We start from the raw sequence: 26,217 nt of genomic DNA, 5'->3' as shown, positions 1-26,217 counted from the left end.
TTGGATATTACCGAAGCTCTTGCGCCAAAGAGCGATCAGCTCGACGCAATCGAACTCGTCGAACCGCGCACCTTCACCATCGACACGGGCTCACGGCTCGGCACGCGAGACGGTAGAGCAGTAGTCGAGATCCGCCTAGTCGGCCTGGACCGCGTTTGGCGTCCTAGTAAAGGGATGCTTGACGTCCTCGCCGGCTGCTGGGGCAAGGACGGTAGCAGGTGGGTCGGCCGTCACGTCACGGTCTACAACGACAGGGACGTGATGTTCGGGAAGGAGAAGCGCGGCGGTACTCGCATCAGCCACCTGTCGCACATCGACGGACCGCGAGACGTGATGATCCGTGCGTCGGGCGCTGGCCGGACGCAGACATGGCACGTCGAGCCGCTGCCTGACTGGATGACCGAACTCACCAACGCCGGCACCGACCTCGCCGCGATCGGTGCACTCGGACAGCAGGCAACACAGGCAGGCGCACCCGCAGACGTGGTGCAGCAGATCCGGGACAAGTACAACGCGGTCAAGGTAGGAGGCGCAGATGAGCCGCAGCAAGGCTAAGGGCACAGCGTTCGAACGGCTCATCGCAGACCACCTCGCAGCCGCCCTCGACGACCGCATAGACCGGCAAGTGCTGCGCGGAAACACGGACCTCGGAGACATTTCCGGGGTCCGTTCTCCATTCGGCAAGGTCGTCATCGAGTGCAAGAACCACAAGAGCATGACGCTCGGCACGTGGGTTGAGGAAGCGGAAGTCGAACGAGGCAACGCTGACGCGCTCGTCGGTGTCGTCGTGCACAAGCGTTGCGGCAAGGGGCAAGCCGGTGAGCAGTACGTGACGCTCACTGTCGACGGCCTCGTGAAGTTGCTCGGAGGACCGACAAATGGCTAGGACCGAGACGATCACCGACGTCACCCGCCGCATCCGTCACCAAATCGACGAACACGCATTGGAAGAGCTCGGCAAGGTCATCCTCGACATTCGTGACCTCGAACGGCTTATGCACGCAGCGGTGTGGGGTGACGACTGATGGAGATGGAAACGATCTACGTCGAGGTTGCCGGCACCAACTGCATCATCGGCGGCAGACGCGGCGTAGTCACGTCCATCCACTACAGCCCGATCGATCGCAGCGTGGACGGCGCTTTCGTGGGCTGGGATGACGGTGGCACGGCGTACGTGACAACTGGTCGCCACGCAGGGACCGAACGCACGGCTGGGCACTGGACGCATCGCGAGGTTGAGTCTGTCCGAGCCATCGACCGCGACGAGTTCGATGCGCTGTCCGGCCTTGCAGCCATGCGTCCCCAATTGGGGTGGCGGGAATGATAGGAAGGAGAAGCCGTGCGCATCAGATCGATCAAGCCGGAGTTCTGGCGCTCTGACGACATCAGCGCACTTGAGTGGGATGAGCGGCTGCTGTTCGTCGGGCTGTGGTCGTATGTGGACGACAACGGTGTGGGTGTTGACAAGCTTTCGTCTATCGCTGCTGACCTGTTTGCCAGCGACCTTGAGCGCAACCCTCCCGAGACATTCGCGAGGGTGTCGCGAGGGTTGCAGCAGCTTGCTACAGCAGGTCGCATCGTCCGATACACCGTCGAGAGCCGCCCGTACCTCGAGGTTGTGAACTGGGACAAGCACCAGCGCATCGACCGCCCCAACAAACCACGTTTCCCCAGGTCGGAAGCGAACGGCGCTGAAATTCGCGACACCCTCGCGAGGGTTGCAGCAAAAGAGGCGTCTGGAACAGGGGAACAGAGGAACAGGGGAACAGAGGAACAGATCTCTCCCGCACCTGCGGTGCTCGACAGTGAGTTCGCAGAGGCGTGGGAGCACTGGCCCAAGAAGGTAGAGCGCAAGGAAGCCTTTGAGCGGTTCAAGAAGGCAGCCAAGCGCATCGACGTCGAAGAGCTTGTCGCGGCGATCATTCGGTTTGGTGACGCGTACGCAGCGACGACGGATCGGCAGTTCGTGCCGGCGCTGGGCGTCTGGTTGAACGGCGACAGGTGGAACGACGAACTGCCGACCGCTCGAGCGCAACAACAGCAGCGGCCCACGCCGGCTCAGCAGGCAGCGTCTCTCGTCGGCACGTTCAGCGGTCCTGACGACTGGATGAACGCGCCCTCATCGCTGCCGTCACTCACGGAACGCGGGATGGAGGCAGACGGGTGGACCTAGACGAAACCGCGAAGCTGCTCACCGTCGTCGCCGCATACGACAACCGCAAAGTGCAACGCGAAACCGTAATCGTCTGGCAGCAAGCGTTGTCACATCTCACGCTCGACGTCGCACAGCAGGCCGTGGTGCTCCACTTCAAGGAATCCACGGCCTACCTGTTGCCCGGGCATGTGAACGCGGCTGCACGTCGTGTACACGACGTGTTGGAACGGCAGCGGCGGATGTCACGGCCGGCACTGGAACCGGCCGCCGTGACACTCGACCGGGCAGCGCATGAAGCCGAGTTCCAGAAGGCGCTTGCCGAGTACAGGGCGGCGCGTGATGGATGACGCGTGGGCGAACTTCATCGCCTCCATCGACCCGGTAGCGATCGAACTTGAACGGATGCGCGTCCACGGCAACCTCGAGCACGAACGCCCCGGCAGCAGACAGGACCACGAGATGCGGCATGCGCACGAATGGCTGAAACAGGAACGCATCCGAGCAGCTACCGACGACGACATGGCCGGCGAGATACACCGACTGCAACTCGCAGACGCCGACACCACCATCAACGCACACATCACCGAACACGACATCGAGCTCGAAGCGTCCATTCAGGCGTACCGGGCAAGGAAGGCAGCCTGATGGCTCAGATCACGTTCACCGCATTCGTCGAGGACTGGACGCAGAACCACCAGCAGCATCCCGACTGGGCAATGAAGACCGCTGAACCGCACCGGAAGCGTGATGGTGACCAGTGGGTGACGACAGCGCGCACGTTCCGGACCGTCAAGGGTGGGTACGCGAACGACTTACCTGTGCGCATCGACTTCACCCAGTTCCGGAATGGTGACCGGGTCGTCGTCACCGGCACCGAGGTCACCGAGGTGCGTGAGGCGAACGGGAAGAAGTACTACGACCTCGTCTGCAAGGCGACGTCGGTGACAGTTGCACCCCAGAACGGCCAGGGGAACCATGCACGCCAGTCCGAACCGTACGCCGGCCAGGTGGACCACACGCAGCAGAACGGGCCGCAGACGAGCGCGCAGGACGCGTGGGCTACTGCAGGCATCCCCAACGACGAAACGCCGTTCTGATGGCAACCGTGAGCCACGGAGCATGTGGCAAAACGTGGAACCAGCGAGGCAACCGCACCGGACACTGCAGCGCCTGCCACGAGACGTTCGAAGGATTGAGCCTTTTCGACTGGCACCAGGTACTCGCAGACGACGGAAGCGTGATCTGCCGCGATCCGTCAGAACCGAGGTGGGCGAGCAAGGGTCTACGTCTCATCGACGGTACGTGGCGCGGCCCTGCATGGGCTGCAGACGTGTTTAAGGACGCTTCGTGACCGACACCGCTTCCACCCGCGCCCGCCTCGACGCGCTTCTCCGCATGCTCATCGACTCCGGCGACATCACACCGCACGGCGTCCACATCATCCAACGCACCCTCACCGCAGAAGGGATCACCACATGACCGAGCAGCAGTGGTACGTGCACATCCTCGGCCCCGACGACGTTGCGGGGCCGTTCACGATTGCTGAGGCCTTCAGGTACGCCGCTGAGGTGAACAAGAGCATGGCTGACCGGATTAACACCCTCACTGAAGACTCCTTCGCCGTCTGGGCAGCACCAACACGATCCGCATACGGCACCACCGATTACACCCCGGAGCGCGCATCATGACCGAGCAGCAGACCACCGACGAAGAGAACGCGTGGATCACTCACGAACTCGACCAGCAGCAGTACCGCGTCATCGCGGACCGAGACAAGGGCGACGACCCGCAGTGGACGGACATCGTCGATGGCGACCGCGTGTTGTACGTATCGGGCAGCAGACTAGCCATGGCGCGTATCGACCGCATCGAGCGCCCGGTGTCGACCACCGACGAGACCGCTACGAGCAGCGTGCATGACATGCGCGGCAGTCGAGAAGTCCCAGTTGCCCTGCACCCGCCGACGCGCGAGCAGATCGCGGAGGCTGACATTGCCGCCGTCGAGGAGATGGGCGGTTGTGTGCTGCCGACCGAAATCGGCATGCGCGCTGCGTTCGAGTGGCTGGCCCAGCAGGAGGGCGTCCGTCCCGGCTGGTACGCCGAAGAGGTCCCCGCCATCCTCGCGGGCATCGACGCAGCGCGACGCCTGCTCGCCCTGATCCAGAACGGAGCCGACCGATGAGCAAGCACACGGACGAAGTGCTGGCGATTGCCAACAGTGCGGACTTCAACGCATGGCTACGAGACCAGCCGGAACCGGTGGAAGCTGACGAGGAGGCCGACCGTGGCTGAGCCGACCGTATCGATGCGCGAACGGATCGCGAAAGCGCTGGCGGAGCAGGAAGACCGATGCTCGCCCGAACGCTGGGACCTCGAAGGCGACCTATACCGCAGTGAATATCTCGCAACTGCCGACTATCTGCTCCGCACCGTGCTCTCGCAGCCGACCCCGACCGCCGAACTGATCGCATGCCCGCACTGGGAGCCGGGTCAGATCACGATGCGGAAGGGCTGCACCGCGTGCGCTGCGAACGCCGCCCCGCCGAGCATCGCCGACATGGTGCCGGGGGCGACGTTCACCGCACGGCACGTTGATCCCGAGGAATGCGGCGGGATCGAGCGCCGTTGGTTCATCGCTCAACACTTCGACATGATGCTCGCCATCAGCGACGAGGGGCAGCGGTGGTCGCCTGCCAGCATCGACCCGTCCACGATCCGCGACGTGACCCCGCCGCCCACGACCGGACCGACACCGTGAACCCGGCGCTCGCCATAGCCCTGGACGCCGCCTGCTGCCTCATCGCAGCAGGCGGCGTCTTCGTCTGGCAGACCAGCACCGACGAAAGGTACAGGAACCGATGGCACTGACCCGCGACGAGTGGCGCGAACGACTGCTCGACCACGGAATCGACAAGGACACCGCTGACCTGATGTGCCGCGAGTACGCCGACGACGAGGAAGATGAACCCGTACCGGAGACAGGAGAACGACGATGATTGGAAGCGACCAAGCGTGGCGAAAGTGGTCAGATGCTCGACCTGATGACGACGAAGTAGATCCCGTGTCGTTCACCGCTGGGTACGACATCGGTTACGCGGCGGCTGAAGCGAAGTACATGCCCGCACTGTCCGCTGCCGAGGCAGAACGCGACCTCGCACGACGCAACGGTAAAGCCGATGGATGACTTCGAACGCATCTTCCGCAAATGGCTACTCGAAGAAGCGAGCGGCAACCAAGGGGCCACAGTCACACCGGCTGTGGCCCCAACTGCTGCCACCGACGTGTGGCGGTGGCCTATACAACGCAACACCGACAAGGCGTACTGGGAGGACGCAAATGACTGCGACTGATCTAGTCGCTCAAGCGCTGCAAGACGAAGCGTTCATTGAGCGATTTGACGCGAGGTGGACGGAATCTGGCTCATGCCATCCATGGATCGGGCACCCGATGCGAAGCGGTTACGGGCAGATCATGTGGCACAAGCACACGTTTCTCGCCCACCGTGTCGCCTGGATGCGTTCAAATGGGCGCATCCCTGAGGGACTAGTAATCGATCATCTGTGCCACAACAAGCTCTGCGTCAGACCTGACCATCTACGCGCCGTAACGAACAAGCAGAACGGGGAACATCGCGCGGGCGCTAACAGCAACAGCTCGACCAATGTGCGTGGCGTCTCGCTCACGAAAGCAACCGGCCGATACCGCGGTTCTGTACGACACAACGACAGGAACGTCCACGTCGGCTACTTCGACAGCGTTGAGGAAGCTCGCACTGCGGTAATCGCTGCCCGAGCCGCCATCTTCACTGCTAGCGAAGAGCCGGCGCACGACGTCGCACGGGAGGAAGAACGATGAGCAACATCAGCTGGATGAGGATTGCCGATAGTAACTGGCCGCGCCCAGAAATGGAGCGCGACGAGGAAGTAAGCGTTTCCTGGAAGCTCCGGTATGCCCCGGAAAGCTTGACCCGCGAAGAGCAGTTGTACGCGGCGTCGGTCATGAACTCATACGGATACCTGCTCGTCGATACCACGAATGCTAGGACGGCACAGGTGAAGCGTGAGGCGAAGACATGGCTTAGGGAGGAAGCATGACCGACACCAGACTGCTCGACGCGGTCGACGCCCTCACCAAGCCGACCATCGACCATGTCAAGCAGACCACCGACGACGGTGAATACCTGCGCACCGTTCCCGTCGAACACCCGCCACTGCTGCAACAGTTGGCCGACGCGGTCGTGCCGTCCGCTGGAAACGACGGCGGCTCCAAGTCGGCCAGTGCACGGGAACGCAACGTTCTCGACTCCGATGCGCTGTGGGAGCTCACCAAAATCCAGACCGAGCTCCGTGACTGGATGCGCCACGACTTGACCGCGTTCGACCGATCTGACCTACCCGCGTCCCTTAGGCGCTGGTACGTGAAGGCCGAGCGCACTGCCGAGAACCCCGACACGTTGCAGTGGGTCGAGTGGCACGTCCGCGAACTCCGCCGGTGGGAACGCGTCATCACCGCCAAGCTCGACCGCAGCATCAAGCAGATCCCCACCGGCTACCTGTGCGTGCTCTGCAAGGATCAGCAGTGGATCGACCAGGACGGTGAACGACAGCCCGCCAGACTCATCCTGTCGTACCGGCGTGATGAGGACGGGCGCACATCCGAGGAACAGGTCACATGCCAGCGGTGCCGCACACGGTGGGACAACTGGGATGCGATCAAGGAACTCGGGGAAGAACTGACAGAGGTGAGTGAGAGGATGAGCGCATGATTAGCAACAACCCGGTTTCGGTAGAGCAGCTGCTGGCCCAAGCGGATTGGGAGGAACACCGCGGCGGCGATTACCTGACAATCGCATATCTACGTCGTGCAGCACGATCCGGCGTGTTGCAGTCAGAAAGCACTCCCGACACGCACTGAACTGTTGTACCATCGGAAGTGCGTACCACCAGTGCGCCTTAAAGCCACCAACCACACCAGGTCGGTGGCTTTACTCATTCCCACAAGCAAGCGCGATCATGACGCGCTGACCCCCGCCTCAGGTGCGGAGTGGTGAATACGAGCTGGTAGCCCCGCAGACGCATACGGGGCCTCGATGGGGTGTAGCTCAATGGAAGAGCAGCGGACTCCAAACCCGCCGGCTGCAGGTTCGAATCCTGTCACCCCTGCCAACCCCAAACGCGCGCTGACCCGTCCGCATGAACGTTGTAAGCGTGACCCCTTTCCCATCCGCGCCGGCCGACACACAACAGACCAGCGCCGCCCTGCCAACGCCAACAGGCAAGCTGCGGGTGAGCGGCGCGCCATGTCGAACACAGCGGTTCGAGCCGGATGGGTACTACTTCCAACAACGGAGAACGTCATGGCCAAGCATCGCGCCGACTCAACGATCTTCAACAGCAACCGGGAAGCAATCGAAGAAGAACTACTCCGCGCACGATTCGAATCTGAACGTGCCGCGATCAGTGTCCGAGGTGTTGTAGCCGTTACACCAGCGAGGAAGCAATGGCTGCGCAATATCGCGACGACGATGCGCTGAGCTCGCACCGTGTCCGGTCGAACGTGTGGCCTACCCAACCACACCCGCAACTCGTTGAAGCCGTCAACGCCATCTTCGAACAGCCGATAGAGGACAAGCAATGAGTGAATTCACCTACGGCGTGAAGAATCAGAGCGTCGCAGTAGGTCACGACGATCAGCGGGTATCTGTTGTCGTCGACACAGAAGTAGCCAAGGCCATTACTCGGTGGGCAGAACGCAACTCAGCCGATCTTGATGCTGAGCTTGCCCCTTTCGGACTTCACTCCACCGACATCTTCGAGCCTGAGTACCGTCGCGTAGTCACACGCGAAGAGCTCGTCGAAGCGCTGGGCCTCGCATGAACGTCGACATCCGCGTTGACGTGCGCGCGTACCTCGACGGCATGCGGGAGATCGAACGTGCAATGAAAAAGCAGCGACGACGTGAACGCGCCTGGAACATCATCGGCGTTCTGCTCGCCACCACCCTCGTCGGATACGTGCTCTACAGCGCATGGATGAAAGCATCCGGACAATGGTGAGATGCGACAACTGCGGCGCTGAATACAACTCCAGCATCGCAGCCGACCGATGCTGCACCGACCACCAACGACCATGGGACGACGAACGCAACTGGGGTTGACGATGGCAGTCAAGCGCAACGTTCGACAGCAGCAGATAGACCGTGAACGCATCAAGCGTGGCCGACCAAACTGCCACATCTGCGGTGAAGCGATCAACTACGAAGCCGATTGGCTCGACCCAAAGTCATTCGTCGTCGACCATGTGATGCCGCTCGCACGAGGTGGGGCTGACACGCTCGAGAACAAGCGTGCCGCTCACCGAGGCTGCAACTCCACCAAGCGTGCACGCATCATCGCACCAATCGTCCGACGATCAGGTGCACTCGACTGAACTTGTACCAACCCCCACGGTGGGGAGGGTGCCCCCAAGCGACGATACTTAGACCTCCGGGTGTAGATGACGTCTATCCGTGACGATTTTTCCACGGTCATCAAGGTACTTGTATTAACCCACTCGAACGTGTACCAACCTCCGGGGAGGCGTGATGGCTGCTCGTAAGTCACCGCTTCGTGCGGTTGGTAAGGATGAGGTTGCTCCGGAGCGTAGGGCTCCGATGTCGATCACGGATGCTGCTGAATCGGGTGAGCAGTTGGAGCTACTGGTTGCTCTCCGCCGTCGTGTGGCGGTCACGGTTGAAGATCCGAATTGTCCGCCGCGTGATCTTGCGGCCTTGTCTCGTCGGCTTCAGGAGCTCGGCAAGGAGATTGAGGCGATCAAGGTGAAGATGCGCCAGGAAGCGGAAGAGGATGGCGGTGTCACACCAGACGAAGAGTGGGACGCCGAAGCTATCTGAGGCTGCTCGGCACGTGATCATGCCGGCCGATGTGGCGTCGACTGCTTGGCCTGGTGTTCGTGACACGGCTCGGAAGATGGGGTTGTCGTTTGACAACTGGCAGGACGGGCTGGGTCGGGCGATCCTGGCGAAGCGGTCTGATGGGAAGTACGCCGCCACTGTTGGCGGTGTTGCGGTCAGCATTCCGCGTCAGACCGGGAAGACGTACACACTCGGTGCAATCGTCTTCGCACTGTGCTTGAACACTCCGGGGACCACGGTGCTGTGGACTGCTCACCGGCTGAAGACGGCGCAGGAGACGTTCCAATCGATGAAAAGTCTCGCGGGACGTGGCAAGATTAAGCCTTTTATCGAGCGCACGCCGACAGGTTCCGGCACTGAAGCCGTGATCTTCCGCAATCGTTCGCGAATCCTGTTCGGCGCACGTGAGGCGGGCTTCGGTCGTGGTTTCGCCGGGGTAGACCTTGAGGTGTTCGACGAGGCGCAGATCCTTACGGAGCGCGCGCTGGACGACATGCTGCCAGCCATGAACGCGTCCCCGAACGCTCTGGCAGTGTTCACGGGTACGCCTCCGCGGCCGATCGATCCGGGCGAGGTGTTCGAGCGTCTACGCAAGGACGCTTTGGATGCTGGTTCCGGCAAGGGTGACGGCTTGTACGTCGAGTTCTCCGCTGACCGTGAAGCGTCGGCGGACGATCTTGACCAGGTTGCTGTTGCGAACCCGTCGTACCCGCACAGGACGCCCCTCGAGGCGATTCTGCGGATGCGTAAGCAGTTGTCCGAAGACTCGTTCCTCCGGGAAGCGATGGGCATCTGGGATGCGGACTCGCAGCACCGAGTGATCGATGAGGACTCGTGGAATTTGGTTGCCGATCCGGCGTCGATGCCTGTGGAGCGTCTGTCTCTGGCAATCGATGTGGCTCCGGATCGCAAGGTGGCTTCGGTGAGTTTGGCGGGTCAGCGTCCGGATGGACGTTGGCACGTGGAGCTCGACGAGCAGCGCAAGGGCGTCGATTGGGTTTCGGCTTGGGTCGAGGTCCGGGCCGCGAAGAACAGGCTGCACTCCGTTGTCGTCGACGAGATGACGGGTCTTGTAGAGAAGCGTCGGAACGGGCGTTGGTACTTGAAGGGCACCGATGTTGTGGTGACTCTCGCAGCTGCTGAGGGTCGCGATATGGCGGTTGCGTGCGCGGCGTTGTTCGACGGTGTGATGTCGCAGCGGCTGGTCCACACGGATCAGCCGCAGATGAATGTGGCTCTGTCGGTGGCTCGTAAGCGGCCGTTGGCGGGTGCGTGGGCTTGGAATCGGAAGGATGCCATGAGTGACATCACTCCGATTGTTTCGGCGTCGTTGGCGTTGTGGGGTGCGCAGAACGAGAACGTGAAGCGTCAGGGTAAGACTGGATCTAGGACGGCGGTGGTTCTGTGACGACGGAACAGATCCATATCCCGGCTCTTTCTGATGACGAAGAGATCACGCTGAACCTGCTGATCGAACAGCTGGACGCGAAGTCGCGCCGGAACCTCGTGCGTGCGTCTTACTATGACGGCAAGCGCGCCGTGCAGCAGGTGGGGTCGGTGATTCCGCCGCAGTACGAGAATTTGGCGCTCGCGCTCGGGTGGACGGCGAAGGGTGTTGACGGGCTCGCTCGTCGCTGCAACATCGACCGTTTCATCTGGCCGTCAGGCGATATCGATTCGTTGGGCATGCAGGAGCTTCAGGACGACAACTCGCTACTGTCTGAGCTTGCTCAGGCTCGCGTTGATTCCCTGGTGAACGGTGTCTCGTTCCTGGTGACGACGCGTGGTGTTGGTGAGGGTGAGCCGGCAGCGCTGGTGCATGCCCGCAACGCGTTGAATGCGACGGGCGAGTACAGCGTGCGCGGTCGCCGGCTGACAAGCTTCCTGTCTGTGACGTCCCGCAAGGACAACCGGATCACGGGGTTCGTGCTGTACCTGCCGAATCTGACGGTCAGCGCCGAGCAGGACAACGTGAACCGCTGGTCTGTGACACGTTCCGAGCATTCGTTTGGTGTGCCGGTTGAGCCGATGGTGTACAAGCCGTCGTCTGAACGTCGCATGGGACGGTCGCGCATCACTCGGCCGTCGATGACGCATCAGGACAGTGCGTTGCGTGCACTGATGCGTCTTGAGGCGCACATGGACATCTATGCGATCCCGAAGATGATTTTGCTGGGCGGCTCGGACAGCATGTTCAAGGACTCGAACGGCACGATGAAGGCCGCATGGCAGATGGTCATGGGCCGCGTCATGGGCATCCCTGACGACGAGGAAGCCGCCAACCCCCGTGCTGAGTTTCAGCAGGTGTCCCCGGAGTCTCCGCAGCCGCACCTTGCGCAGTTGAACGCGTTGGCGAAGCTCGAGGCTCGGGAGTTCGATCTTCCCGATCAGGACTTCGCACTGACGGACATGGCGAACCCGACGTCGGAGGGTTCGTACGTGCAGGGCCGTGACTCTCTGATCGCTGAGGCTGAGGGTGCGACGGACGAGTGGTCGATCCCGATCAAGCGGACAGTGCTGCGGGCGCTTGCGATTCAGGACGGCCGCGATGCTATTCCTGACGCTTGGAAGTCGTTGGCTCCGAAGTGGCGCAATCCGCTGTACCTGTCGAAGTCGGCTCAGGCGGATGCGGGTCAGAAGCAGATCGCGGCTGTTCCATGGCTGGCTGACACAGACGTCGCGCTTGAGCTGGTTGGTCTTGACGATCAGCAGATTGAGCGTGCGTTGGCGCAGAAGCGCCGACAAGCGGGACGAACGGTGCTTAATGCGCTGGCCAACAGGACGACGACGCAGGGGGCCGTGAATGCCGACAGCGTGGGAGTCCAGGCGGGCGCTGAACCTAGTAGCTGACGTTGCGGTCAGTACCTCGCTGCAGTTGCTGCGTTCGACGTCGGGCACCGCTGAGCAGCGTCGGTATGACCTGCTCGGCGGCGTCCCGGAGGTGGTCGCGTATTACTCGGATGGGTCTGCGGCGTTGGCTGCTGACTTCTACGACGATGAGCGTGCCGCGGCGAACGTGTCGGGGTCTTTCGCGTCGGATCTGATTGTTACTGACCGGACCGTGAAGCTGCGGCGGGCGATCGCCTGGTCTGCCGAGCCGCTGTTCGACGGCGATGACGTGCTGGCAGGCAAACGGCTCGCTGAGGTGGTGCAGCTTGAGGCGGCGCGACCGTACCGCGACACGATCACTGGGAACACCGAACGTGATCCGCAGGCGATTGGGTGGCGTCGGGTGGCGTCGGGCGGATGCAAGTTCTGCGCGATGCTCGCCGCTCGAGGCGCTGTGTACACGGAGGCAACCGCACGGTTCGCGTCGCATGAGCACTGCCACTGCACGGCTGCTCCGGCGTTCGTCGGATACGACGGCCCCCAGGCGTCGACGGTGCAGTACGTCGCGTCGCGTCGGAGCCGCAGCCCTGCCCAGCGAGCTCAGCTGCGGCAGTACCTCACTGAGCACTTTCCAGACCTCCCCGGTTGACGGGGAAGCGCTACGGCCGCGTTTCAAGGCCGGTTGATGTCCGACGGGACCGAAACGGAGAACACCGATGAGTGACACCGCACCTGCCGCTGCACCCGCTGAGAATGCGGAAGCCGGCGGCGAAGAACAGCAGACCTTCACCCAGGCCGACGTCGACAAGCTTGTCTCGAAGGTCCGTGGCGAGGAACGCCGGAAGGCATCCGAACGATTCGCGGACTACGACGACTTGAAGTCGCAGGCAGCTGGCGCGAAGACCGTCGAACAGAAGCTCGAAGATCTGACGCAGAAGTACGCAGCCTCCGAGGCTCGTGCACTGCGCAGTGATATCGCAGCCCAGTTCGGCATCTCTGCTGAAGACCGTGACCTGTTCCTCACCGGTTCTGACCCGGACAGTCTCACCGCGCAGGCCCAGCGGCTTGCTGAGCGTGAGGCGGACCGCAAGAAGCAAGGCAACGTGGCTCCCAACGAGGGCGGCACGAAGACAACCGGCACGGCTGACCCACTGCGTGACATCGCGCGGCAGGTCTTCAACCGCGCCGACTAACCGTCCCAGGAGGACAACATGGCAGTTCTCAACACCGGGCAGCTGAACCTGCCCCCGCAGATCCTCGACCCGTGGCTTGGTAAGGTTCAGTACGGTTCGACGATCGCCACCCTGTCGGGTGCAACGCCGATGCGTTTCGGTCCTGGCCAGTCGATGACGTTCGATATCGGTGAGGCCGAGTACGTCGGTGAGGGCGCGAACAAGGGTCCGTCGACGATCACGCCGACCGTGAAGACCGTCACCCCGTTCAAGTTCCACAAGACCGTCCGTATGACGGAAGAGGTTCTGTGGGCTGACGAGGACACGCAGATCGGTGCCGTGAACGAGATCCTGGCTCTCATCCAGCCGGCTCTGTCTCGTGCACTCGACTTCGGTGTGTTCCACGGTATCAACCCGAACAACGGTGCCCCCGTTACGGCGATGAGCGAGTCCCTGTCGGACACCACCAACGTGGTGACGATCGGCACGGGCGACAAGGCGTACGCGAACGTGGACGCTGCTGACGCGCTCGTTCTGGCGGACGGCTACGTGCCGGCTGACATCGCGCTCGACCCGGCGTTCGCCGCGAAGTTCGCTGCGCTTCGTTCGCAGCAGACGGAGCAGAAGCTGTACCCGGACCTGTCGCTGCAGACCGCACCGGCTGGTCGTCTCGAGAACCACAACTCGTCCGTGTCCCGCACGGTCGGCGCTGTCGGTACCGCTGCGACCGCCACCAACGTGGCGGCGTTCGTCGGCGACTTCTCGGGCATCCGATGGGGCATCCAGAAGCAGATCGGCCTCGAGACGATCCAGTACGGCGACCCGGACGGCCAGGGCGACCTGAAGCGCAACAACCAGGTCGCGTTCCGCGCTGAGGTCGTCTACGGCTGGGGCATCGCGGACCTGAACGCGTTCGCGCAGATCAAGAACGCGAGCGCCTGATGCCCGAGTTCACCCACGAGGTGACTGGCGTGGCCGTTTCCGTCTCCGATGAGACGGCCACACGGCTCGGGTCGGAGTGGAAGCCGAAGGAGCAGCCGAAGCGCTCTCCGGGGCGTCCAAAGAAGTCGGAAGAGTAAGGCGAGGGGGCGGTCATGGCTGTGACTCCGGACATGGTTGCGGTGGCGCTTGGTGTGACCGCCCCTGATCCCGACTCGGTGACGGCGAAGCAGTGGCAGTTGTGGCTCGATGATGCGTACATGCTCATCGAGTCGCGGCGTACCGCGATGTCGCCTGCACCCGACGTCGATGAGGCGAAGATCGATTACGTGGTGCGTGAGGCTGTTGTCGCACAGGTGAAGCGGCCGGATGACGCAACGCAAGTGACGATCTCGGTTGACGATGCTTCCTCGTCGAAGACGTATCAGTCATCGAAGGGTCGGGTGACGATCGTTGATGACTGGTGGGTGTTCCTCGGTCTCACAGAGCCGAACGGTGGTGCGTACGCGATCGACACGATCGGTGCGAGCTCGTATCACCTGCCGTGGTGTTCCCTGTCGCTGGGCGCGCAGTTCTGCTCGTGCGGCGCTGATATCGCTGGCCGGCCGATCTACGAGAACGGTGGTCTGTGATGTCGCTTCGCATAGACGTCGACCGCCTGTTGCCGGGCTTCCGTGACGCAGCGGAGTCGATCATGACGGACACCTGCCAGATCGGCACCGTGTCTACGGATCAGGTGCAGAACCCCGTGACTCTCGAGTACGAGTACGTGTTCACGCCTGTGTATGACGGCCCGTGCAGATTCAAGGCGGGCAACATGCAGGCTTCCGACGTGGAGTCGGCGTCGCAGTTGCTGGTGTCGCAGCTCGCCACCCTGTCGCTGCCGATCGACACGTCTACGGATGTGCGGAACGGCATGCAGGTGCGTGTGACTGGTTCGTTGACTGATCCGGCGCTTCCGGGGACTGTGGCGACGATCAAGGCACCGTTCAGGTCGGCGTATTCGACTGCTCGACGATTCGCTGCGGAGGTGGTCAGTGGCTGACGATCTGAACGCACTCGCCCGTGACCTGGGCGAGATCCCGAAGGCGACGGCCCCGTTTGTCCGTAAGGCGGTTGAGATTTCGGCGCGGAACATCAAGGACCAGATCAAGGACGAGTACAGCGGTGCCCGTCAGCTGCCTGGTGCTGCCCGTTCGATCTCGTACGACTTGAGGGGCAGCACGGGTGCACGTCTGGGCGGCATAAGCGCTGAGATCGGTCCTGAGCTCGGCGGTCAGGGTTCGATTGTTGGTCTGGTGGATGAGGGTGCACCTCGTACGCCGGGTCGTAAGCGTATCCCTAAAGCTTTGCAGGATGAAGCGGATGGCTTTACTCGTGGGATTGAGCGTGCGATCGAGGATGGTTTGAAGGCGGCGGGTCTATGACGGCCGCGGAGAACGCAGCGCTGAAGGCGCTGGTGCTGACTGACGCGACGTTCGCAGCGGCCGGCAAGGTCTACACGGGCCGAGCCGTGGGTGCGAACAACGTCCCGATCACAGGCACGTGGTATGTGGTTATCCAGCCCGGTGCCGATGACGATTCCCAGGAGCGCATCACTGGCCGGTATGTGAACCGCCGTCCGTCGACCACCTTCCAATGCGTGGGAACAACACCGGATCAGGCGATCAGCGTCACAGAGCGTTTGGACAAGGTGCTGCGTCCGAATGGTCGCGGTGTGCGTTTGAGCGTCCCAGGCGAAAGCACAGGGCCGCTGAGGCGTGACTACATCGGGCCGACGCAGATCGACCCGGACACGTCACCGCCAATGTGGTTTCAGACCGTCGAATACTCATTCACGGCTCAACCGATCCCCAATCCATGACCCCGCTTCGGCGGGGTTTTCGCATGTAAGGAGCGCGCATGGACGCGAATCACGTCCTCGTGAAGGGGCCGCACGGTCGCCACATCGAGGTGCACAAGACCACTCAGGCAGCTCTGCCTGAGGCCTTCCCGCTTGTGGAGGCACCCAAGTCCGCATCTGCGGCAACCAAAACGGTGGAACCCAAGAAGGAGGCCTAAGTGGCTATCAACGTTTCTTCGCAGCCGCGGAGTGTCGCGACTGACGACAATCTGCTCATCATGTGCGCGCCCCTCAGCGCGGTTACCAGCTGGCCGGAGGCACCTACTGTCTCCGAGCTTGCTGCCGCGTCCTTTGTGGACGTCACGTATTCGCTCACGGCTGGCTCGGGGTGGGCTGAGGCTACCAACGAGGACGAGATCACTGACGAGCGCCTGACGCTCTCTGAGGTCTTCGCCAAGGGCGGTCGCACTACGAACACGCTGTCCCTGCAGTACGTCTACGGCACTGAGGACGATGTCGCTGACCCGCTGTTCGTCGAGCGTGAGCTTCTTGTGTTCGCCGTTCGGTTCGCGGTCGAGCACGATGAGCCGATCGCTGCCGGTCAGAAGTTCGACTTCTGGCTCGTCGAGGCGGGCCGTAAGTCCCGTGACCAGGTTGCAGCGAACGCGCTCTTCACGAAGACGCAGCCCATGCGTCCTCAGGCGAAGGTCCAGCGCGACGTCGCAATCACCGCTTCCTAGGCGGTTCTACTCCCGTGCGGGCGGTTCCTCTCTCCCGCCCGCACGGGTCCCCCCTACTGAGTGAGGACTCTGAGTGAGGAACAGACTTATGGGAACGTTCAACGAGAAGCTTGCTGCGGCGAAGGAGAAGGGCCGGCCGTCTAAGACGGTGACGGTTTCCCTGGATGCTGAGGTGTCAGGGCGGTTGGCCGAGCTCGAGGCGCAGGTTGAGGTTGAGAAGCGGAAGCCGGACGACGGCCGCCTCGCGAAGTCGTCACCGCTCGCGAAGTTGCTGAAGCAGGTCGATGATGTCAAGGCGGAGTTCGCTGAGACGCTGGTGGACCTGAAGTTCACCCGCATGCTTGGTTCGGCGTGGCTGGATCTGACGACCACGAACCCGCCCCGACCGGATTCGATCAGCGACCGAATGGTGTTCGGGTACGACTTTCACGCGGTCACTCGTGCTGCAGCGCTGCAGTCCGGTGTTCTCGTCGAGGGCGGCGAGGAACGTGAGCTCGCCGCAGAGGAATGGGATGACCTTTTCAATCTGCTGTCTGGCGGCGACCATGAGCAGATCGCGAACGCGGTGTATGCGCTGAACGAGGGCGAGTCGAACCGGGCGGTGGAGCTGGGAAAAGCGCTGCGCGCCGTAACCCCCGCCTCCGAGAAGAAGTCAGACTAGCGGTCAAGTTGGGCGTGTCTCTGCAGCGGCTCCGTGGTTGGGAGCCGGCTGAGACGCATACACCGTCGTATGACGGCTCGGGGCGTGTTGTTTCGGTGCGTGTTGAGCGTGAGTCGGAGTGGACGCCTGAGCAGGTCGCGTTGGTGATGGGTGTCGAAGAGTACGAGCGGTCGTTGGGGCGTCATGGCCAGCCGATGGACGAGGCGTTGTCGCCGGACTCTGACCCGTCAAACCGCAACGGCGCACGCGTCTACAAGGCGGGCGTGCCCACCTTGACGCCTGAGGGCAACGTGATCTACGCCCCGTTGGTCGACTACGCACAGCGAGCGCAGGACGACGCGATGGAGAACTACAAGAAAACGGCTGGCGAGGGCGCGAACCTCAGCGGTCTTGTGTTCCCGGTCGAGGTTATTGAGCGCCGTCCGAGCGCTTGATGCGGTTGAGCGCTCGGACGCCGAGCGTGATGAACAGTGCAGACAGGCCACCCCAAAGGATGACCCCGAACACTGCGCCGGCACCCGAAGCGGCGTCTACCGATCCGACTGTGAGTGCTGCGCGGAGCAGGCCGTAGAGCGCAAAGAGTCCGAGTAGTGCTCCGATAACGATCGCGACGACTGGACCCGCGGCCCCCTGTTTCCTCATGGGCCGAACTTTACATCTTCATAGCGTTTGACGGGAGCCCCACTATGGCCGATCGCGTTGTCAGCGTCAGCATCCGGGCCGAGATTGCCGGCTACCTGGCGGGCATGGAGAAGGTACGGGCGGCGACTGCGAAGACGTCGGACGAGGCGCAGAAGCTCGAGAAGCAGTCTGCGGCGTTCGAGAAAGTTGGCGCGGGTCTGCTGACCATCGGTGCTGCTGCTGCTGCTGCGGTAGCTCTCGCAGTGAAGTCGTTCGCTGACTTCGACGCGCAGATGTCGCAAGTGCAGTCCCTGTCGCACGCGACCGCTGCGGAAATGGACACGCTTCGAAACGCTGCCCTCACCATGGGCCAGGGCATCGGGTTCTCGGCCACTCAGGTGGCTGAGGCTGAGACGGAGCTTGTTAAGGCGGGTGTGTCCGTCAAGGACATCATGGGGGGTGCGCTGAAGGGTGCGCTCGATCTCGCTGCCGCCGGCCAGCTCGAGGTTGGCCGTGCAACGGAGATCGCGTCAACCGCGCTGACGCAGTTCGGGCTGTCCGGTAAGGACGTTCCTCACGTCGCTGACCTGCTCGCTGCCGCAGCCGACAAGTCGCTCGGCGGCGTGGAGGAGCTTGGTCAGGCGCTGCAGCAGTCCGGTCTGGTGGCGAACCAGTTCGGCCTGTCGATCGACGAGACAGTCGGCACGCTGGCTGAGTTCGCATCGAACGGCCTTCTGGGTTCGGACGCGGGTACGTCGTTCAAGTCGATGCTGCTGCAGCTCGCTACCCCATCGAAGCAGGCAACTGCGGCGATGAAGGAATACAACATCCAGGCGTACGACGCGCAGGGAAACTTTGTTGGCATCACCGGTCTTGCTGACCAGCTGTCGCAGGGTTTCGAGGGTGTCGATGCTTCTTCACGCGACGCGGCTCTCGGCATCATCTTCGGTTCCGACGCGATCCGTGCAGCGAACATCCTCTACAAGGATGGAGCGAAGGGCAACGAGCGGTGGATTAACTCGGTCAACGAGGCCGGATTTGCCGCCCAGCAGGCGGCTGGCAAGACCGACAACCTGCAGGGCGACGTCAAGAAGCTCGGCGCGGCGCTTGAATCCGGTCTGATCAAGTCGGGGTCCGCATCGAACGATGTGCTGCGCAACCAGGTGCAGAGCATCACGGACCTCGCGAAGGCATTCAGCGATGCGCCTGGACCTATCCAGGAGACCGCCTTCGTTCTGACCGGGCTCGTGGCGGCTGCGGGGCTTGCTGGCGGCGGGTTCCTGTCTCTGGTTCCAAAGATCGCGGCTGCGAAGGCGGCAATGGTCGAACTGAAGCTGTCCGGTGAAGGCATCGCAAAGGGGTTCCTCAAGGGCGGCCTGATCGCTCTTGGAATCACGGCTGTGGCCGAAGGATTCGCCAACATGGGCGCGGAGGCGCAGCTTTCTGAGCGTCAGATCGCCAAGCTCAATGCCGCCTTGACGACGAGCAACAAGTCAGCGCTTAACAAGCAGTTCGTTGGCGGCAGCGACCTTGCCCTCACTGGTTTCGACGCAATCACTTCGAAGGTGAAGACCGCCCGACAGGCGCTCGAAGCGCTCGACACCGACAAGTACAACATCGGATTCGCGAAGTTCGCAGACGGCGCGACGGGTGGGCTTACGCACCTGTCGGATACGGCGAAGCGTTTTGAGGCACAGTTCAAGCAGATGGGCACGGTGCTCGCCACCACCGCCTCGTCGGACCTGTCTTCTGCGACCGATGGCTTCAACTCCTTGGTGAAGCAGATGGGTGGTGGGCAGGACACCGCGAAGAAGCTCCTCGACCAGATGGAGCCGTACAAGACACAGTTGACTGAGCTTGCCGGCGCGGCGGGCAAGACGGTGTCAGAGCAGGAATTGCTGAACCTCGCGCAGGGTAAGGGGGAGCTCGCAGCTCAGTTGGCCGCTGATTCGGCACAGAAGCAGAAGGAGCAGTTGGCTCAGCTGACTGGTGCTGCTGCGGAGGCCGATGACAGTATCTCGCAGCTGGCGGACTCGATTCGCAAGTTTGGTTCGACTCAGTTGGATGTCGAATCCACGGAGTCCGACCTGCAGGCGGCGATTGATGATGCTACGCAGGCGCTGAAGGACAACGGGCTCCAGTTCGACAGAACGTCTGGCTCGATCGACCTGAACTCGGAGAAGGGCCGCGCCAACGCCGCCGCTCTCCGCCAGATCGCCCAGGACGGCGTTGCGGCCACGGCCGCGATCGCTGAGAACGGCGGTACTCAGGAAGAAGCCGCTGCGAAGATGCAGACCACGCGGGATGCGTACATCAAGGCTGCTGAATCGTTTGGCTATTCGAAGGACCAGGCTGTCGCGCTCGCTGACGGTCTCAAGCTGATTCCTGAGAATGTGGAAACCCTGTTCAATGAGCAGGGCGCTGACGAGGTTTCGAAGAAGGCGAAGGACGTCAAGCAGAACGTCGATCGTGTGCCGTCGAGCAAGGAGACGAAGCTAAAGGGCGACCTGAGCGACGCGAAGGCGAAACTGGCTGAGCTTGAGGCAAAGTTGGCGACGGTTCCGAAGTCGAAGTCAACGAAGCTGAACGCGGAGGTTGCTGCCGCTAAGGCGAACGTTGCTTCTCTGAAGGCGCAGCTCGATGGCATCCAGTCGAAGTCCATCACGATCACCACGAACCAGGTGACGAAGGCGACCAAGGAAAACACGGTCGGCATCTTCAAGGCTGGCGGCGGCGCTGTCTATGGCCCTGGTACTGCAACGTCGGATTCGATTCCGGCGATGCTGTCGAATGGCGAGTACGTCATTAAGGCGTCGTCGGTTGCCCGGTATGGGACGCCGTTCCTGGATCGGGTGAACGCGGGTCACTACGCAAGCGGTGGTTACGTGCAGAAGTTCGCTTCGGGCGGTTCAGTGTCGAAGGCGCAGAAGGCTGCTGAGAAGGCTGCGAAGGAACGTCAGCGGCAGTTGAAGGCTGCTCGTGCTGCTCAGTATCGTGCGGCGGCTGCTCGTCGGAAGAGCTGGTCTGACGTGTACGACTTCAACACGGCGATGCGTACCGGCCAGCTGACCGGGTCGAACGCGGTGCAGCGGGCGTTCTCGTTGGCGACGGATACGCGCTTCCCGGAGCAGTTCCGGAACGCGGTTGGTCGGGTTGCGGATCAGTCCGAGAAGAAGATGCTGGCGCTCGAGAAGTCGTCAACGTCTGCTGCGGCGGCTGTGGAGAAGGCGTCGTCGAAGCTGGGTGATCTGAAGTCGTCGGCTACGTCGATGGCGTCTGCTGTGCAGTCGAAGCTGTCGGACGTGTCGTACGGGAACTACCGGTCGGGTGCGTCTCTGCTGACTGGGTTGACGTCTCGTGCTGCGAAGTTGAAGCAGTTCCAGGGTCTGTTGGTGTCGTTGCAGAAGAACGGGCTCGCTCCGGCTTTGCTGAACGAGATCGCGTCGTTGGGTGTCGATGAGGGCATGCCGTTGGCGAAGTCGTTGGCGGCGATGTCGAAGGGGCAACTGTCTGCGATCAACACGCAGTATGGGGCTGTTCAGTCGACGTCTGCGGCGATTGGGTCGCAGGTGGCGGATGCGAACTTCGGGAAGCTGATTGACGCGGCGGAGCGTCAGTTGCGGGATGCGAAGGCGAACGCGGCTGGGATCTCGAAGGCGATCAGCACCGAGTCGAAGAAGCTGCAGCGACTGATTGGTAAGGCGCTCGGCGTGCCTGGGTACTCGGTTGGTGGGTACACGGGCGATTACGGCACCGGGCAGGTTGCGGGCCTTGTTCATGGGCGTGAGTTCGTGGTGAACGCTGCTGCGACTGCTCAGAACCGTGGCTGGCTCGAGGCGATCAACTCGGGCGTTTCGGTCCGGTACATGGACGCCACTCCGATGAGAGCGCAGTCCGCTGCCCCGGCATCCCCGGTCCGCACTGGGGATCGCCATTACCACCTGACCACGCTCGATCCTGAACCGTTTGTGCAGGCAGTTGAACGTCGTGAACGATCGGAGTACGCCTGATGCTTCTTGAAACCGATCAGGTGTCGTTCACGCTTGGTGGTATCCCGTTCGGTCAGGTTGACGAGTTCGGTGTTGATTGGTCGATTGAGCAGTTGGAGGGGTGGACTGGTTCCACTCGTTCAACGTCGGAGATCACGCAGAAGCCGCGTCAGTCTGGCGGGTGGAGGTCGACTGGGTATTCGGGTGCCCGGTCGATCTCCGCTTCGGGAAAGATTTATGCCCCGGACGCCGCGTCACTGTCTGCCGCGTTCGACAGGTTGAACGCTGCAATCCCGGCTGGCGTGGACCGCCAGTTCGCGGTGACTGATGCTGCGGGTACTCGTTGGGTGAACGTGCAGCAGTCGGACGATGTGCTGACGAACTGGCTGATGACGAACATCGGCACGTGGTCGATTCAGGTGGAGGCGACGGACTGGCGGAAGTTCGGTGAGAGCCTGTCCGGTTCCACGAAGCTGCCGTCGACTACTGGCGGTTTGACGGTTTCGTTCACTGTGCCGTTCAGCATCAACGCGACGACGGTGACTGGTCAGGTGAGCCTGACGAACACGGGCAACGAGTCCGGAACCGTGGTGCTGCGGATCGACGGTCCGTGCACTGGTCCGATCGTCACGCATCAGCCGTCCGGTCGTGTGTTGGCGTTTTCGAGCTCGCTGGCGTTGCAGGCGGGCGAATACCTGCTGATCGACATGGACGCCCGGACCGCACTCGCGAACGGGCAGGCGAACCGTGCCGGCTACATCACGTCGCGTGGTTGGTCGTCGTTCCGTCCTGGCGCGAACACGTGGTCGTTTACGGCTGCGCAGTACAACGCATCTTCTCAACTGACCGTCACTGCGGTCCCCGCTTGGAGGTAGAGCATGGCGATCAACGTGTGGCCTGTGAATGCTGTTTCGAACAATCCGACGTATGCGGGCCGTCAGTTGCGGCAGACGACGAATGCGCCGTTTGTGTCTGGTGCGACTGCAGCGCGTCCGTTGGGGGCGACGTCGGGTGTGCGTCCGGGTACGTCTACTGCGACTGTGACGGCGACGTCGACTACGTGGTCGTGTGCTCCGGTTGCGGGTGTGGTTGATGCTCAGGCGGCTGCTGAGGCTGGCCCGTACACGTTCTCGAACGATGGGACCGTGTCGGGGAGTTTGACGGCTGCTGATGCGTCGAATCCGCGTGTGGACATCGTGTACGTGCAGGTGAACGATCCGGCCGAGTCGGATGGTTCGTCAACGCCGGGTGCGACGATCGGCTACCTGGCTGGAACTGCTGCAGCATCTCCGAGCGCGCCGGCAACTCCGGCCCGTTCGCTGGTTCTGGCGCGCATCAACGTACCGAAGTCGGGCGGTGGCACGCCGACTGTGACGTGGGTTGCTCGAACGCTGACTGCCGCTGGCGGCACGCTGCCGTTCAACGCCCTGTCGGTGCTGACTGGCATCACGGGCGGGTACGCGGGTCAGCTCGCAACCGTCGTCGGTGATTCGACTGCGACCAACAACGGCGTCTACTCGTGGACGGGCACGGCTTGGGTGCGGATCTCGCCGCTGCTGCAGCAGTTCGGTACGCAGGCGATCACTGGCAGCAACGCGAACGGTGACGTGTCGGTGCCGCACTCGCTTGGGGTTGTTCCGTCGCAGTTCTTCCCCCAATGGTACGGAACTGCTGGCGGAAGTGAGTTCACCGTGCGCGTCGCAGGCATGACCGCGACGAACGTGACTCTTCGCATCTACTACAACGGGTCGGTCTGGGCATCGCAGTCGGGCCTTGTTGGCAGCGGTGTCTATTGGCAGGCGGTCGTGTGACGTACTCATGGCTGGCAGTGGAGAGCCGCACCGGACTGCTGGTTGCTGAGCTTCCGGAGTTCGAGTGCGGCACCGTATCAAAGGAAGTTGGCGACGGGTCGACCGCTTCGGGGACGTTGCCGTTGACGCATAAGACGCCGGAGAACTGGCGTCGTGCGATCCTCGAGGGCGGTTCCGCGCTGGTCCTCGTGGATGATGCGTCGGGTGTGCCTGTGTGGGGCGGCATGGTGACGCACACGATCCCGGACGAGTCGGACAAGGTGCCGGTGTCGTTGGCGACGTATGAGACGGGGTACCTGTCGCGGCGGTTCGTGGGCGATGTGGATTACTCGCAGGTCGGTGCGGTGGATATCATCATCGACCTTCTGAACCGGTTCGTGCTGACCGGCTCAAACGGCGGCATCCCCATGCGGGTGGTCGTCGAGGGGTCGTCGCGTGGTGTGCTGACGGACCAGTCGTATCAGGACACGGACGACAAGACGGTTCTGTCGGCGCTCCAAACCCTGTCCGCGCTCGATGGCGGGCCGGAGTGGACGATCGGGTGGGAAACACTCGACTCGGGCCGCACGTACACGCCCGTGTTTCGCGTGTCGGGCACGAAGCTCGGCAACCGTGTCCCGGCTGGCCTGTCCGCGCCGGCAACGTTCGAGATCCCCGGCCCTGTGTCGTCGGTGTCGATGGACCGGGACTACACGGAAGGGAACGGCGCGAACGATGTCATGGCGACGTCAAACGCGTCGGGTACTGCCCGTCCGCAGTCGAACCATGTGGTGACGCCGGACCTGAACCGGCCCACGTTCGAGCTCCGGTTCACGCCTGACACGAACGTTGACGACGTGGACGACCGGTTGGATTCGTTCGCCCGTGCTCGTGCTGCTGAGGCGGCTGAGGGGACACGGACGTTGGCGTTGAAGGCGGCTGTGGAGGACGCGCCACGGCTCGGCGTCGACTGGGTTGAGGGTGACGACATCGGTTACGTGGTGACTGGTGTGCGGTCGTTCCCTGGCGGCTTGTCGGGTGTTGTTCGTGCTTTGGGTTGGGTTCTGGATCTTGATGGTCTGGAGCAGGTGACTCCTGTTTTGGAAGGGCCGGGTGACTGATGGTTCGGATGCCGAATAAGGCGGAGACTCCGGCTCGGGTGCAGGAGCTGCAGCGTCAGGTGCGGGAGTTGTTCGCGTCGGCTAACCAGTCGGCTCGTTCGGCGCAGTCGACGGCAAACACGGCACAGAACAAGGCGGTAACCGCTCAGGCCACAGCTGACGGTGCGCAGACGACTGCCTCTGGCGCTCTTGGTGTTGCGCAGGGCGCATCGTACGACGCTGCTAACGCCAGCACCGCGGCTCAGACTGCCCAGCAGCAGGCGCAGGCGGCTCAGCAGGCGGCAGCGGCGAAGACGAAGACCACGTGGTCGACGGCGGTTCCGGACAACACTGCCAACCCCGGCACCACGGAAGGCGACGTCTGGTACGTCACCAACGGCACGGGCGGCAACGCGACCGCCCAGTACCGGTGGTCCGCATCGAACTCGCAGTGGACGCTCACGCCGATCGACGGGGCGGCACTCCGGAACGTAATCGCTGACACGGTGAAAGCTGGAGCGGTCGACGGGCAGACCATCACAGGCGCGACAATTCGTTCAGCCGCAACTGGCAAGCGAATCGAATTGCTGAACACGCGACTCGACGTCTATAGCGATGCCACGGCCTCCGCTGCCAGCATCGAAGGCATCATCTACAGCTCATCCGCATATGCGGGTTTGCAACTGAAAGCTAACGGGCCGAACGGTGCGGGAACGTGCAATATTTACACGCCCGTCAATACATCGCTGACCGGATCGTGGACGGGCACCGTGAAGGTTTCCGCAAGCATCCCGAGTGGCTTGGCGACTGCGGACTTCGTTGTACGGAGAGTCTTCGCCGGGCAGTCGTCGGCAACTGATGTGCCAAAGCTGCCGATCATTGAAACGGATTCCAACGGAACCACAGGCACGACTGCAGCAGGGACACGCTTTTTCGGGAATCGCTTCTCTTGGATCAATCCATATGGAGGCGATGTCGTTGACATCGTGAAGCCGGCCTACGCAGATTCCAATGGGGTTGTGCCGCTTTCGAAAGTGATTGTTACAGCGGGAGACTTCCAGCTGCTCGACGGCACATCGATCACTGCGGACTCGAAATGGTTGTCACCAACGGTTGCAACTGGCTCCGGCTATAGCGTCAACACCCTCCGCTATCGGAAGATCGGTAACCGCGTGGAATGGACGGGGCAGCTAAACCGGAACGCGAACATGGCTTCGCAAACGAACGTCATCACCGTTCCCGCCGCATATGCACCCTCTGTCCCCTCGGGGGGCACCACTCGGATCTTCTCAGCAACAGGAACCGCCGGCACCGCGTTCCGCTTCAACTTCAACACCAACGGGCAGATCGACATTCGAGACATCGCAAACGGCACCACCACCTACGCGATCCTCGACGGCATCACCTACCTCACCGACTAACCAACGGGGGATCAGTGGACGTCTTTCAGCAAGTCGACTACGAAT

41 protein-coding genes are annotated in these 26,217 nt (G+C 62.4%); all 41 read left to right on the top strand.

Annotation, left to right across the window (positions count from 1 at the left end; translation table 11 throughout):
* The 41 genes from WFH25_RS14135 to WFH25_RS13950 all read left to right on the top strand — a co-directional run bounded on the left by WFH25_RS14135 (position 1) and on the right by WFH25_RS13950 (position 26,172).
* The gene (locus WFH25_RS14135) at positions 1–555 is read left to right on the top strand and encodes a hypothetical protein (RefSeq protein WP_336698219.1); all 555 of its coding nucleotides are present in this window, start codon (positions 1–3) and stop codon (positions 553–555) included.
* Positions 536–886, top strand: coding sequence for a nuclease-related domain-containing protein (locus tag WFH25_RS14130; protein ID WP_336698218.1), 351 nt, complete (start codon positions 536–538; stop codon positions 884–886). The genes WFH25_RS14135 and WFH25_RS14130 overlap by 20 nt, the downstream gene beginning before the upstream one ends.
* A complete protein-coding gene (locus WFH25_RS14125; protein WP_336698217.1) occupies positions 879–1,025 on the top strand; it encodes a hypothetical protein in 147 nt (48 codons plus the stop codon). The genes WFH25_RS14130 and WFH25_RS14125 overlap by 8 nt, the downstream gene beginning before the upstream one ends.
* 5 nt (positions 1,026–1,030) lie before the next feature.
* Positions 1,031–1,324 (top strand): hypothetical protein, encoded by a 294-nt coding sequence (locus WFH25_RS14120; RefSeq protein ID WP_336698215.1) that lies wholly within the window; start codon positions 1,031–1,033, stop codon positions 1,322–1,324.
* A gap of 15 nt (positions 1,325–1,339) precedes the next feature.
* On the top strand, positions 1,340–2,173 hold the full coding sequence (locus tag WFH25_RS14115; protein ID WP_336698214.1) for a hypothetical protein: 834 nt from the start codon (positions 1,340–1,342) through the stop codon (positions 2,171–2,173).
* Complete coding sequence (locus WFH25_RS14110) at positions 2,164–2,502, top strand: hypothetical protein (RefSeq protein ID WP_336698212.1); 339 nt, start codon at positions 2,164–2,166, stop codon at positions 2,500–2,502. Before WFH25_RS14115 ends, WFH25_RS14110 begins: the two co-directional genes overlap by 10 nt.
* Positions 2,492–2,800: a hypothetical protein gene (locus WFH25_RS14105; protein WP_336698211.1), complete on the top strand. Its 309-nt coding sequence runs from the start codon at positions 2,492–2,494 to the stop codon at positions 2,798–2,800. Before WFH25_RS14110 ends, WFH25_RS14105 begins: the two co-directional genes overlap by 11 nt.
* Positions 2,800–3,252, top strand: coding sequence for a hypothetical protein (locus WFH25_RS14100; RefSeq protein ID WP_336698210.1), 453 nt, complete (start codon positions 2,800–2,802; stop codon positions 3,250–3,252). The genes WFH25_RS14105 and WFH25_RS14100 overlap by 1 nt, the downstream gene beginning before the upstream one ends.
* Entirely contained in the window at positions 3,252–3,506 is a 255-nt protein-coding gene (locus WFH25_RS19390; protein WP_442892422.1) for an FDXHR family putative zinc-binding protein, read from the top strand. The genes WFH25_RS14100 and WFH25_RS19390 overlap by 1 nt, the downstream gene beginning before the upstream one ends.
* A complete protein-coding gene (locus WFH25_RS14095; RefSeq protein WP_336698208.1) occupies positions 3,503–3,634 on the top strand; it encodes a hypothetical protein in 132 nt (43 codons plus the stop codon). Before WFH25_RS19390 ends, WFH25_RS14095 begins: the two co-directional genes overlap by 4 nt.
* Positions 3,631–3,843 (top strand): hypothetical protein, encoded by a 213-nt coding sequence (locus WFH25_RS14090; protein WP_336698207.1) that lies wholly within the window; start codon positions 3,631–3,633, stop codon positions 3,841–3,843. The genes WFH25_RS14095 and WFH25_RS14090 overlap by 4 nt, the downstream gene beginning before the upstream one ends.
* Positions 3,840–4,337 (top strand): hypothetical protein, encoded by a 498-nt coding sequence (locus tag WFH25_RS14085; protein ID WP_336698206.1) that lies wholly within the window; start codon positions 3,840–3,842, stop codon positions 4,335–4,337. The genes WFH25_RS14090 and WFH25_RS14085 overlap by 4 nt, the downstream gene beginning before the upstream one ends.
* A 102-nt stretch (positions 4,338–4,439) precedes the next feature.
* A complete protein-coding gene (locus WFH25_RS14080; protein ID WP_336698205.1) occupies positions 4,440–4,913 on the top strand; it encodes a hypothetical protein in 474 nt (157 codons plus the stop codon).
* A 100-nt stretch (positions 4,914–5,013) separates the two neighbouring features.
* Positions 5,014–5,151, top strand: coding sequence for a hypothetical protein (locus WFH25_RS14075; RefSeq protein ID WP_336698204.1), 138 nt, complete (start codon positions 5,014–5,016; stop codon positions 5,149–5,151).
* Between the two features lie 184 nt (positions 5,152–5,335).
* Positions 5,336–6,010, top strand: a complete 675-nt coding sequence (locus tag WFH25_RS19385) for an HNH endonuclease signature motif containing protein (RefSeq protein ID WP_442892421.1) — start codon at positions 5,336–5,338, stop codon at positions 6,008–6,010.
* Entirely contained in the window at positions 6,007–6,249 is a 243-nt protein-coding gene (locus WFH25_RS14070) for a hypothetical protein (RefSeq protein WP_336698203.1), read from the top strand. The genes WFH25_RS19385 and WFH25_RS14070 overlap by 4 nt, the downstream gene beginning before the upstream one ends.
* Positions 6,246–6,920 (top strand): DUF7341 domain-containing protein, encoded by a 675-nt coding sequence (locus WFH25_RS14065; protein ID WP_336698202.1) that lies wholly within the window; start codon positions 6,246–6,248, stop codon positions 6,918–6,920. Before WFH25_RS14070 ends, WFH25_RS14065 begins: the two co-directional genes overlap by 4 nt.
* A complete protein-coding gene (locus WFH25_RS14060; protein ID WP_336698200.1) occupies positions 6,917–7,069 on the top strand; it encodes a hypothetical protein in 153 nt (50 codons plus the stop codon). The genes WFH25_RS14065 and WFH25_RS14060 overlap by 4 nt, the downstream gene beginning before the upstream one ends.
* Before the next feature lie 442 nt (positions 7,070–7,511).
* The gene (locus tag WFH25_RS14055) at positions 7,512–7,688 is read left to right on the top strand and encodes a hypothetical protein (protein ID WP_336698199.1); all 177 of its coding nucleotides are present in this window, start codon (positions 7,512–7,514) and stop codon (positions 7,686–7,688) included.
* Positions 7,689–7,788: 100 nt separating this feature from the next.
* On the top strand, positions 7,789–8,031 hold the full coding sequence (locus WFH25_RS14050; protein WP_336698198.1) for a hypothetical protein: 243 nt from the start codon (positions 7,789–7,791) through the stop codon (positions 8,029–8,031).
* Positions 8,028–8,210, top strand: coding sequence for a hypothetical protein (locus WFH25_RS14045; protein WP_336698197.1), 183 nt, complete (start codon positions 8,028–8,030; stop codon positions 8,208–8,210). Before WFH25_RS14050 ends, WFH25_RS14045 begins: the two co-directional genes overlap by 4 nt.
* Before the next feature lie 103 nt (positions 8,211–8,313).
* Complete coding sequence (locus WFH25_RS14040) at positions 8,314–8,583, top strand: HNH endonuclease (RefSeq protein ID WP_336698196.1); 270 nt, start codon at positions 8,314–8,316, stop codon at positions 8,581–8,583.
* A 223-nt stretch (positions 8,584–8,806) separates the two neighbouring features.
* Positions 8,807–9,046 carry a hypothetical protein gene (locus WFH25_RS14035; RefSeq protein ID WP_336698195.1) on the top strand — a complete coding sequence of 80 codons (240 nt, stop codon included), beginning with the start codon at positions 8,807–8,809 and terminating at the stop codon, positions 9,044–9,046.
* 13 nt (positions 9,047–9,059) lie between these two features.
* A complete protein-coding gene (locus WFH25_RS14030) occupies positions 9,060–10,475 on the top strand; it encodes a hypothetical protein (protein WP_336698194.1) in 1,416 nt (471 codons plus the stop codon).
* Entirely contained in the window at positions 10,472–11,917 is a 1,446-nt protein-coding gene (locus WFH25_RS14025) for a phage portal protein (RefSeq protein WP_336698192.1), read from the top strand. The genes WFH25_RS14030 and WFH25_RS14025 overlap by 4 nt, the downstream gene beginning before the upstream one ends.
* On the top strand, positions 11,871–12,545 hold the full coding sequence (locus WFH25_RS14020; protein ID WP_336698190.1) for a VG15 protein: 675 nt from the start codon (positions 11,871–11,873) through the stop codon (positions 12,543–12,545). Before WFH25_RS14025 ends, WFH25_RS14020 begins: the two co-directional genes overlap by 47 nt.
* A gap of 67 nt (positions 12,546–12,612) precedes the next feature.
* Positions 12,613–13,089: a hypothetical protein gene (locus tag WFH25_RS14015; protein ID WP_336698189.1), complete on the top strand. Its 477-nt coding sequence runs from the start codon at positions 12,613–12,615 to the stop codon at positions 13,087–13,089.
* Positions 13,090–13,107: 18 nt separating this feature from the next.
* Positions 13,108–14,010 carry a phage major capsid family protein gene (locus WFH25_RS14010; protein WP_336698188.1) on the top strand — a complete coding sequence of 301 codons (903 nt, stop codon included), beginning with the start codon at positions 13,108–13,110 and terminating at the stop codon, positions 14,008–14,010.
* Positions 14,010–14,147, top strand: coding sequence for a DUF7302 family protein (locus WFH25_RS19380; RefSeq protein ID WP_442892420.1), 138 nt, complete (start codon positions 14,010–14,012; stop codon positions 14,145–14,147). The genes WFH25_RS14010 and WFH25_RS19380 overlap by 1 nt, the downstream gene beginning before the upstream one ends.
* A 15-nt stretch (positions 14,148–14,162) precedes the next feature.
* Positions 14,163–14,639, top strand: a complete 477-nt coding sequence (locus tag WFH25_RS14005; protein ID WP_336698187.1) for a hypothetical protein — start codon at positions 14,163–14,165, stop codon at positions 14,637–14,639.
* Complete coding sequence (locus WFH25_RS14000) at positions 14,639–15,052, top strand: DUF6093 family protein (RefSeq protein ID WP_336698185.1); 414 nt, start codon at positions 14,639–14,641, stop codon at positions 15,050–15,052. The genes WFH25_RS14005 and WFH25_RS14000 overlap by 1 nt, the downstream gene beginning before the upstream one ends.
* On the top strand, positions 15,045–15,434 hold the full coding sequence (locus tag WFH25_RS13995; RefSeq protein ID WP_336698183.1) for a hypothetical protein: 390 nt from the start codon (positions 15,045–15,047) through the stop codon (positions 15,432–15,434). The genes WFH25_RS14000 and WFH25_RS13995 overlap by 8 nt, the downstream gene beginning before the upstream one ends.
* Positions 15,431–15,871 carry a hypothetical protein gene (locus tag WFH25_RS13990; RefSeq protein ID WP_336698182.1) on the top strand — a complete coding sequence of 147 codons (441 nt, stop codon included), beginning with the start codon at positions 15,431–15,433 and terminating at the stop codon, positions 15,869–15,871. The genes WFH25_RS13995 and WFH25_RS13990 overlap by 4 nt, the downstream gene beginning before the upstream one ends.
* Before the next feature lie 197 nt (positions 15,872–16,068).
* Positions 16,069–16,590 (top strand): phage tail tube protein, encoded by a 522-nt coding sequence (locus WFH25_RS13985; RefSeq protein ID WP_336698181.1) that lies wholly within the window; start codon positions 16,069–16,071, stop codon positions 16,588–16,590.
* 88 nt (positions 16,591–16,678) lie between these two features.
* Positions 16,679–17,251: a hypothetical protein gene (locus WFH25_RS13980; protein WP_336698180.1), complete on the top strand. Its 573-nt coding sequence runs from the start codon at positions 16,679–16,681 to the stop codon at positions 17,249–17,251.
* Positions 17,252–17,265: 14 nt separating this feature from the next.
* Positions 17,266–17,685 carry a hypothetical protein gene (locus tag WFH25_RS13975; protein ID WP_336698178.1) on the top strand — a complete coding sequence of 140 codons (420 nt, stop codon included), beginning with the start codon at positions 17,266–17,268 and terminating at the stop codon, positions 17,683–17,685.
* Between the two features lie 252 nt (positions 17,686–17,937).
* The gene (locus WFH25_RS13970; protein WP_336698176.1) at positions 17,938–21,882 is read left to right on the top strand and encodes a phage tail tape measure protein; all 3,945 of its coding nucleotides are present in this window, start codon (positions 17,938–17,940) and stop codon (positions 21,880–21,882) included.
* Positions 21,882–22,736 (top strand): phage distal tail protein, encoded by an 855-nt coding sequence (locus WFH25_RS13965; protein WP_336698175.1) that lies wholly within the window; start codon positions 21,882–21,884, stop codon positions 22,734–22,736. The genes WFH25_RS13970 and WFH25_RS13965 overlap by 1 nt, the downstream gene beginning before the upstream one ends.
* Before the next feature lie 3 nt (positions 22,737–22,739).
* Positions 22,740–23,672: a hypothetical protein gene (locus WFH25_RS13960; RefSeq protein WP_336698174.1), complete on the top strand. Its 933-nt coding sequence runs from the start codon at positions 22,740–22,742 to the stop codon at positions 23,670–23,672.
* Between the two features lie 17 nt (positions 23,673–23,689).
* Positions 23,690–24,772 carry a hypothetical protein gene (locus WFH25_RS13955; protein WP_336698173.1) on the top strand — a complete coding sequence of 361 codons (1,083 nt, stop codon included), beginning with the start codon at positions 23,690–23,692 and terminating at the stop codon, positions 24,770–24,772.
* Positions 24,773–24,810: 38 nt separating this feature from the next.
* Positions 24,811–26,172 carry a hypothetical protein gene (locus tag WFH25_RS13950; RefSeq protein WP_336698172.1) on the top strand — a complete coding sequence of 454 codons (1,362 nt, stop codon included), beginning with the start codon at positions 24,811–24,813 and terminating at the stop codon, positions 26,170–26,172.
* Positions 26,173–26,217: the final 45 nt, after the last annotated feature.

Source organism: Curtobacterium sp. USHLN213 (assembly GCF_037144815.1).
In the GTDB taxonomy this organism is placed as follows: domain Bacteria; phylum Actinomycetota; class Actinomycetes; order Actinomycetales; family Microbacteriaceae; genus Curtobacterium.
The sequence above is the reverse complement of the archived record's forward strand: the minus strand, read 5'-3'. Positions and strand labels throughout refer to the sequence as shown.

Excerpts from the sequence above, each read along its gene's own strand:
- WFH25_RS14130 (WP_336698218.1), top strand. The coding sequence starts at position 536 with ATGAGCCGCAGCAAGGCTAAGGGCACAGCGTTCGAACGGCTCATCGCA.
- WFH25_RS14125 (WP_336698217.1), top strand. The coding sequence starts at position 879 with ATGGCTAGGACCGAGACGATCACCGACGTCACCCGCCGCATCCGTCAC.
- WFH25_RS14120 (WP_336698215.1), top strand. The coding sequence starts at position 1,031 with ATGGAAACGATCTACGTCGAGGTTGCCGGCACCAACTGCATCATCGGC.
- WFH25_RS14100 (WP_336698210.1), top strand. The coding sequence starts at position 2,800 with ATGGCTCAGATCACGTTCACCGCATTCGTCGAGGACTGGACGCAGAAC.
- WFH25_RS19390 (WP_442892422.1), top strand. The coding sequence starts at position 3,252 with ATGGCAACCGTGAGCCACGGAGCATGTGGCAAAACGTGGAACCAGCGA.
- WFH25_RS14090 (WP_336698207.1), top strand. The coding sequence starts at position 3,631 with ATGACCGAGCAGCAGTGGTACGTGCACATCCTCGGCCCCGACGACGTT.
- WFH25_RS14085 (WP_336698206.1), top strand. The coding sequence starts at position 3,840 with ATGACCGAGCAGCAGACCACCGACGAAGAGAACGCGTGGATCACTCAC.
- WFH25_RS14075 (WP_336698204.1), top strand. The coding sequence starts at position 5,014 with ATGGCACTGACCCGCGACGAGTGGCGCGAACGACTGCTCGACCACGGA.
- WFH25_RS19385 (WP_442892421.1), top strand. The coding sequence starts at position 5,336 with ATGACTTCGAACGCATCTTCCGCAAATGGCTACTCGAAGAAGCGAGCG.
- WFH25_RS14070 (WP_336698203.1), top strand. The coding sequence starts at position 6,007 with ATGAGCAACATCAGCTGGATGAGGATTGCCGATAGTAACTGGCCGCGC.
- WFH25_RS14065 (WP_336698202.1), top strand. The coding sequence starts at position 6,246 with ATGACCGACACCAGACTGCTCGACGCGGTCGACGCCCTCACCAAGCCG.
- WFH25_RS14060 (WP_336698200.1), top strand. The coding sequence starts at position 6,917 with ATGATTAGCAACAACCCGGTTTCGGTAGAGCAGCTGCTGGCCCAAGCG.
- WFH25_RS14055 (WP_336698199.1), top strand. The coding sequence starts at position 7,512 with ATGGCCAAGCATCGCGCCGACTCAACGATCTTCAACAGCAACCGGGAA.
- WFH25_RS14050 (WP_336698198.1), top strand. The coding sequence starts at position 7,789 with ATGAGTGAATTCACCTACGGCGTGAAGAATCAGAGCGTCGCAGTAGGT.
- WFH25_RS14045 (WP_336698197.1), top strand. The coding sequence starts at position 8,028 with ATGAACGTCGACATCCGCGTTGACGTGCGCGCGTACCTCGACGGCATG.
- WFH25_RS14040 (WP_336698196.1), top strand. The coding sequence starts at position 8,314 with ATGGCAGTCAAGCGCAACGTTCGACAGCAGCAGATAGACCGTGAACGC.
- WFH25_RS14035 (WP_336698195.1), top strand. The coding sequence starts at position 8,807 with ATGTCGATCACGGATGCTGCTGAATCGGGTGAGCAGTTGGAGCTACTG.
- WFH25_RS14020 (WP_336698190.1), top strand. The coding sequence starts at position 11,871 with ATGCCGACAGCGTGGGAGTCCAGGCGGGCGCTGAACCTAGTAGCTGAC.
- WFH25_RS14015 (WP_336698189.1), top strand. The coding sequence starts at position 12,613 with ATGAGTGACACCGCACCTGCCGCTGCACCCGCTGAGAATGCGGAAGCC.
- WFH25_RS14010 (WP_336698188.1), top strand. The coding sequence starts at position 13,108 with ATGGCAGTTCTCAACACCGGGCAGCTGAACCTGCCCCCGCAGATCCTC.
- WFH25_RS19380 (WP_442892420.1), top strand. The coding sequence starts at position 14,010 with ATGCCCGAGTTCACCCACGAGGTGACTGGCGTGGCCGTTTCCGTCTCC.
- WFH25_RS14005 (WP_336698187.1), top strand. The coding sequence starts at position 14,163 with ATGGCTGTGACTCCGGACATGGTTGCGGTGGCGCTTGGTGTGACCGCC.
- WFH25_RS14000 (WP_336698185.1), top strand. The coding sequence starts at position 14,639 with ATGTCGCTTCGCATAGACGTCGACCGCCTGTTGCCGGGCTTCCGTGAC.
- WFH25_RS13990 (WP_336698182.1), top strand. The coding sequence starts at position 15,431 with ATGACGGCCGCGGAGAACGCAGCGCTGAAGGCGCTGGTGCTGACTGAC.
- WFH25_RS13980 (WP_336698180.1), top strand. The coding sequence starts at position 16,679 with ATGGGAACGTTCAACGAGAAGCTTGCTGCGGCGAAGGAGAAGGGCCGG.
- WFH25_RS13970 (WP_336698176.1), top strand. The coding sequence starts at position 17,938 with ATGGCCGATCGCGTTGTCAGCGTCAGCATCCGGGCCGAGATTGCCGGC.
- WFH25_RS13965 (WP_336698175.1), top strand. The coding sequence starts at position 21,882 with ATGCTTCTTGAAACCGATCAGGTGTCGTTCACGCTTGGTGGTATCCCG.
- WFH25_RS13960 (WP_336698174.1), top strand. The coding sequence starts at position 22,740 with ATGGCGATCAACGTGTGGCCTGTGAATGCTGTTTCGAACAATCCGACG.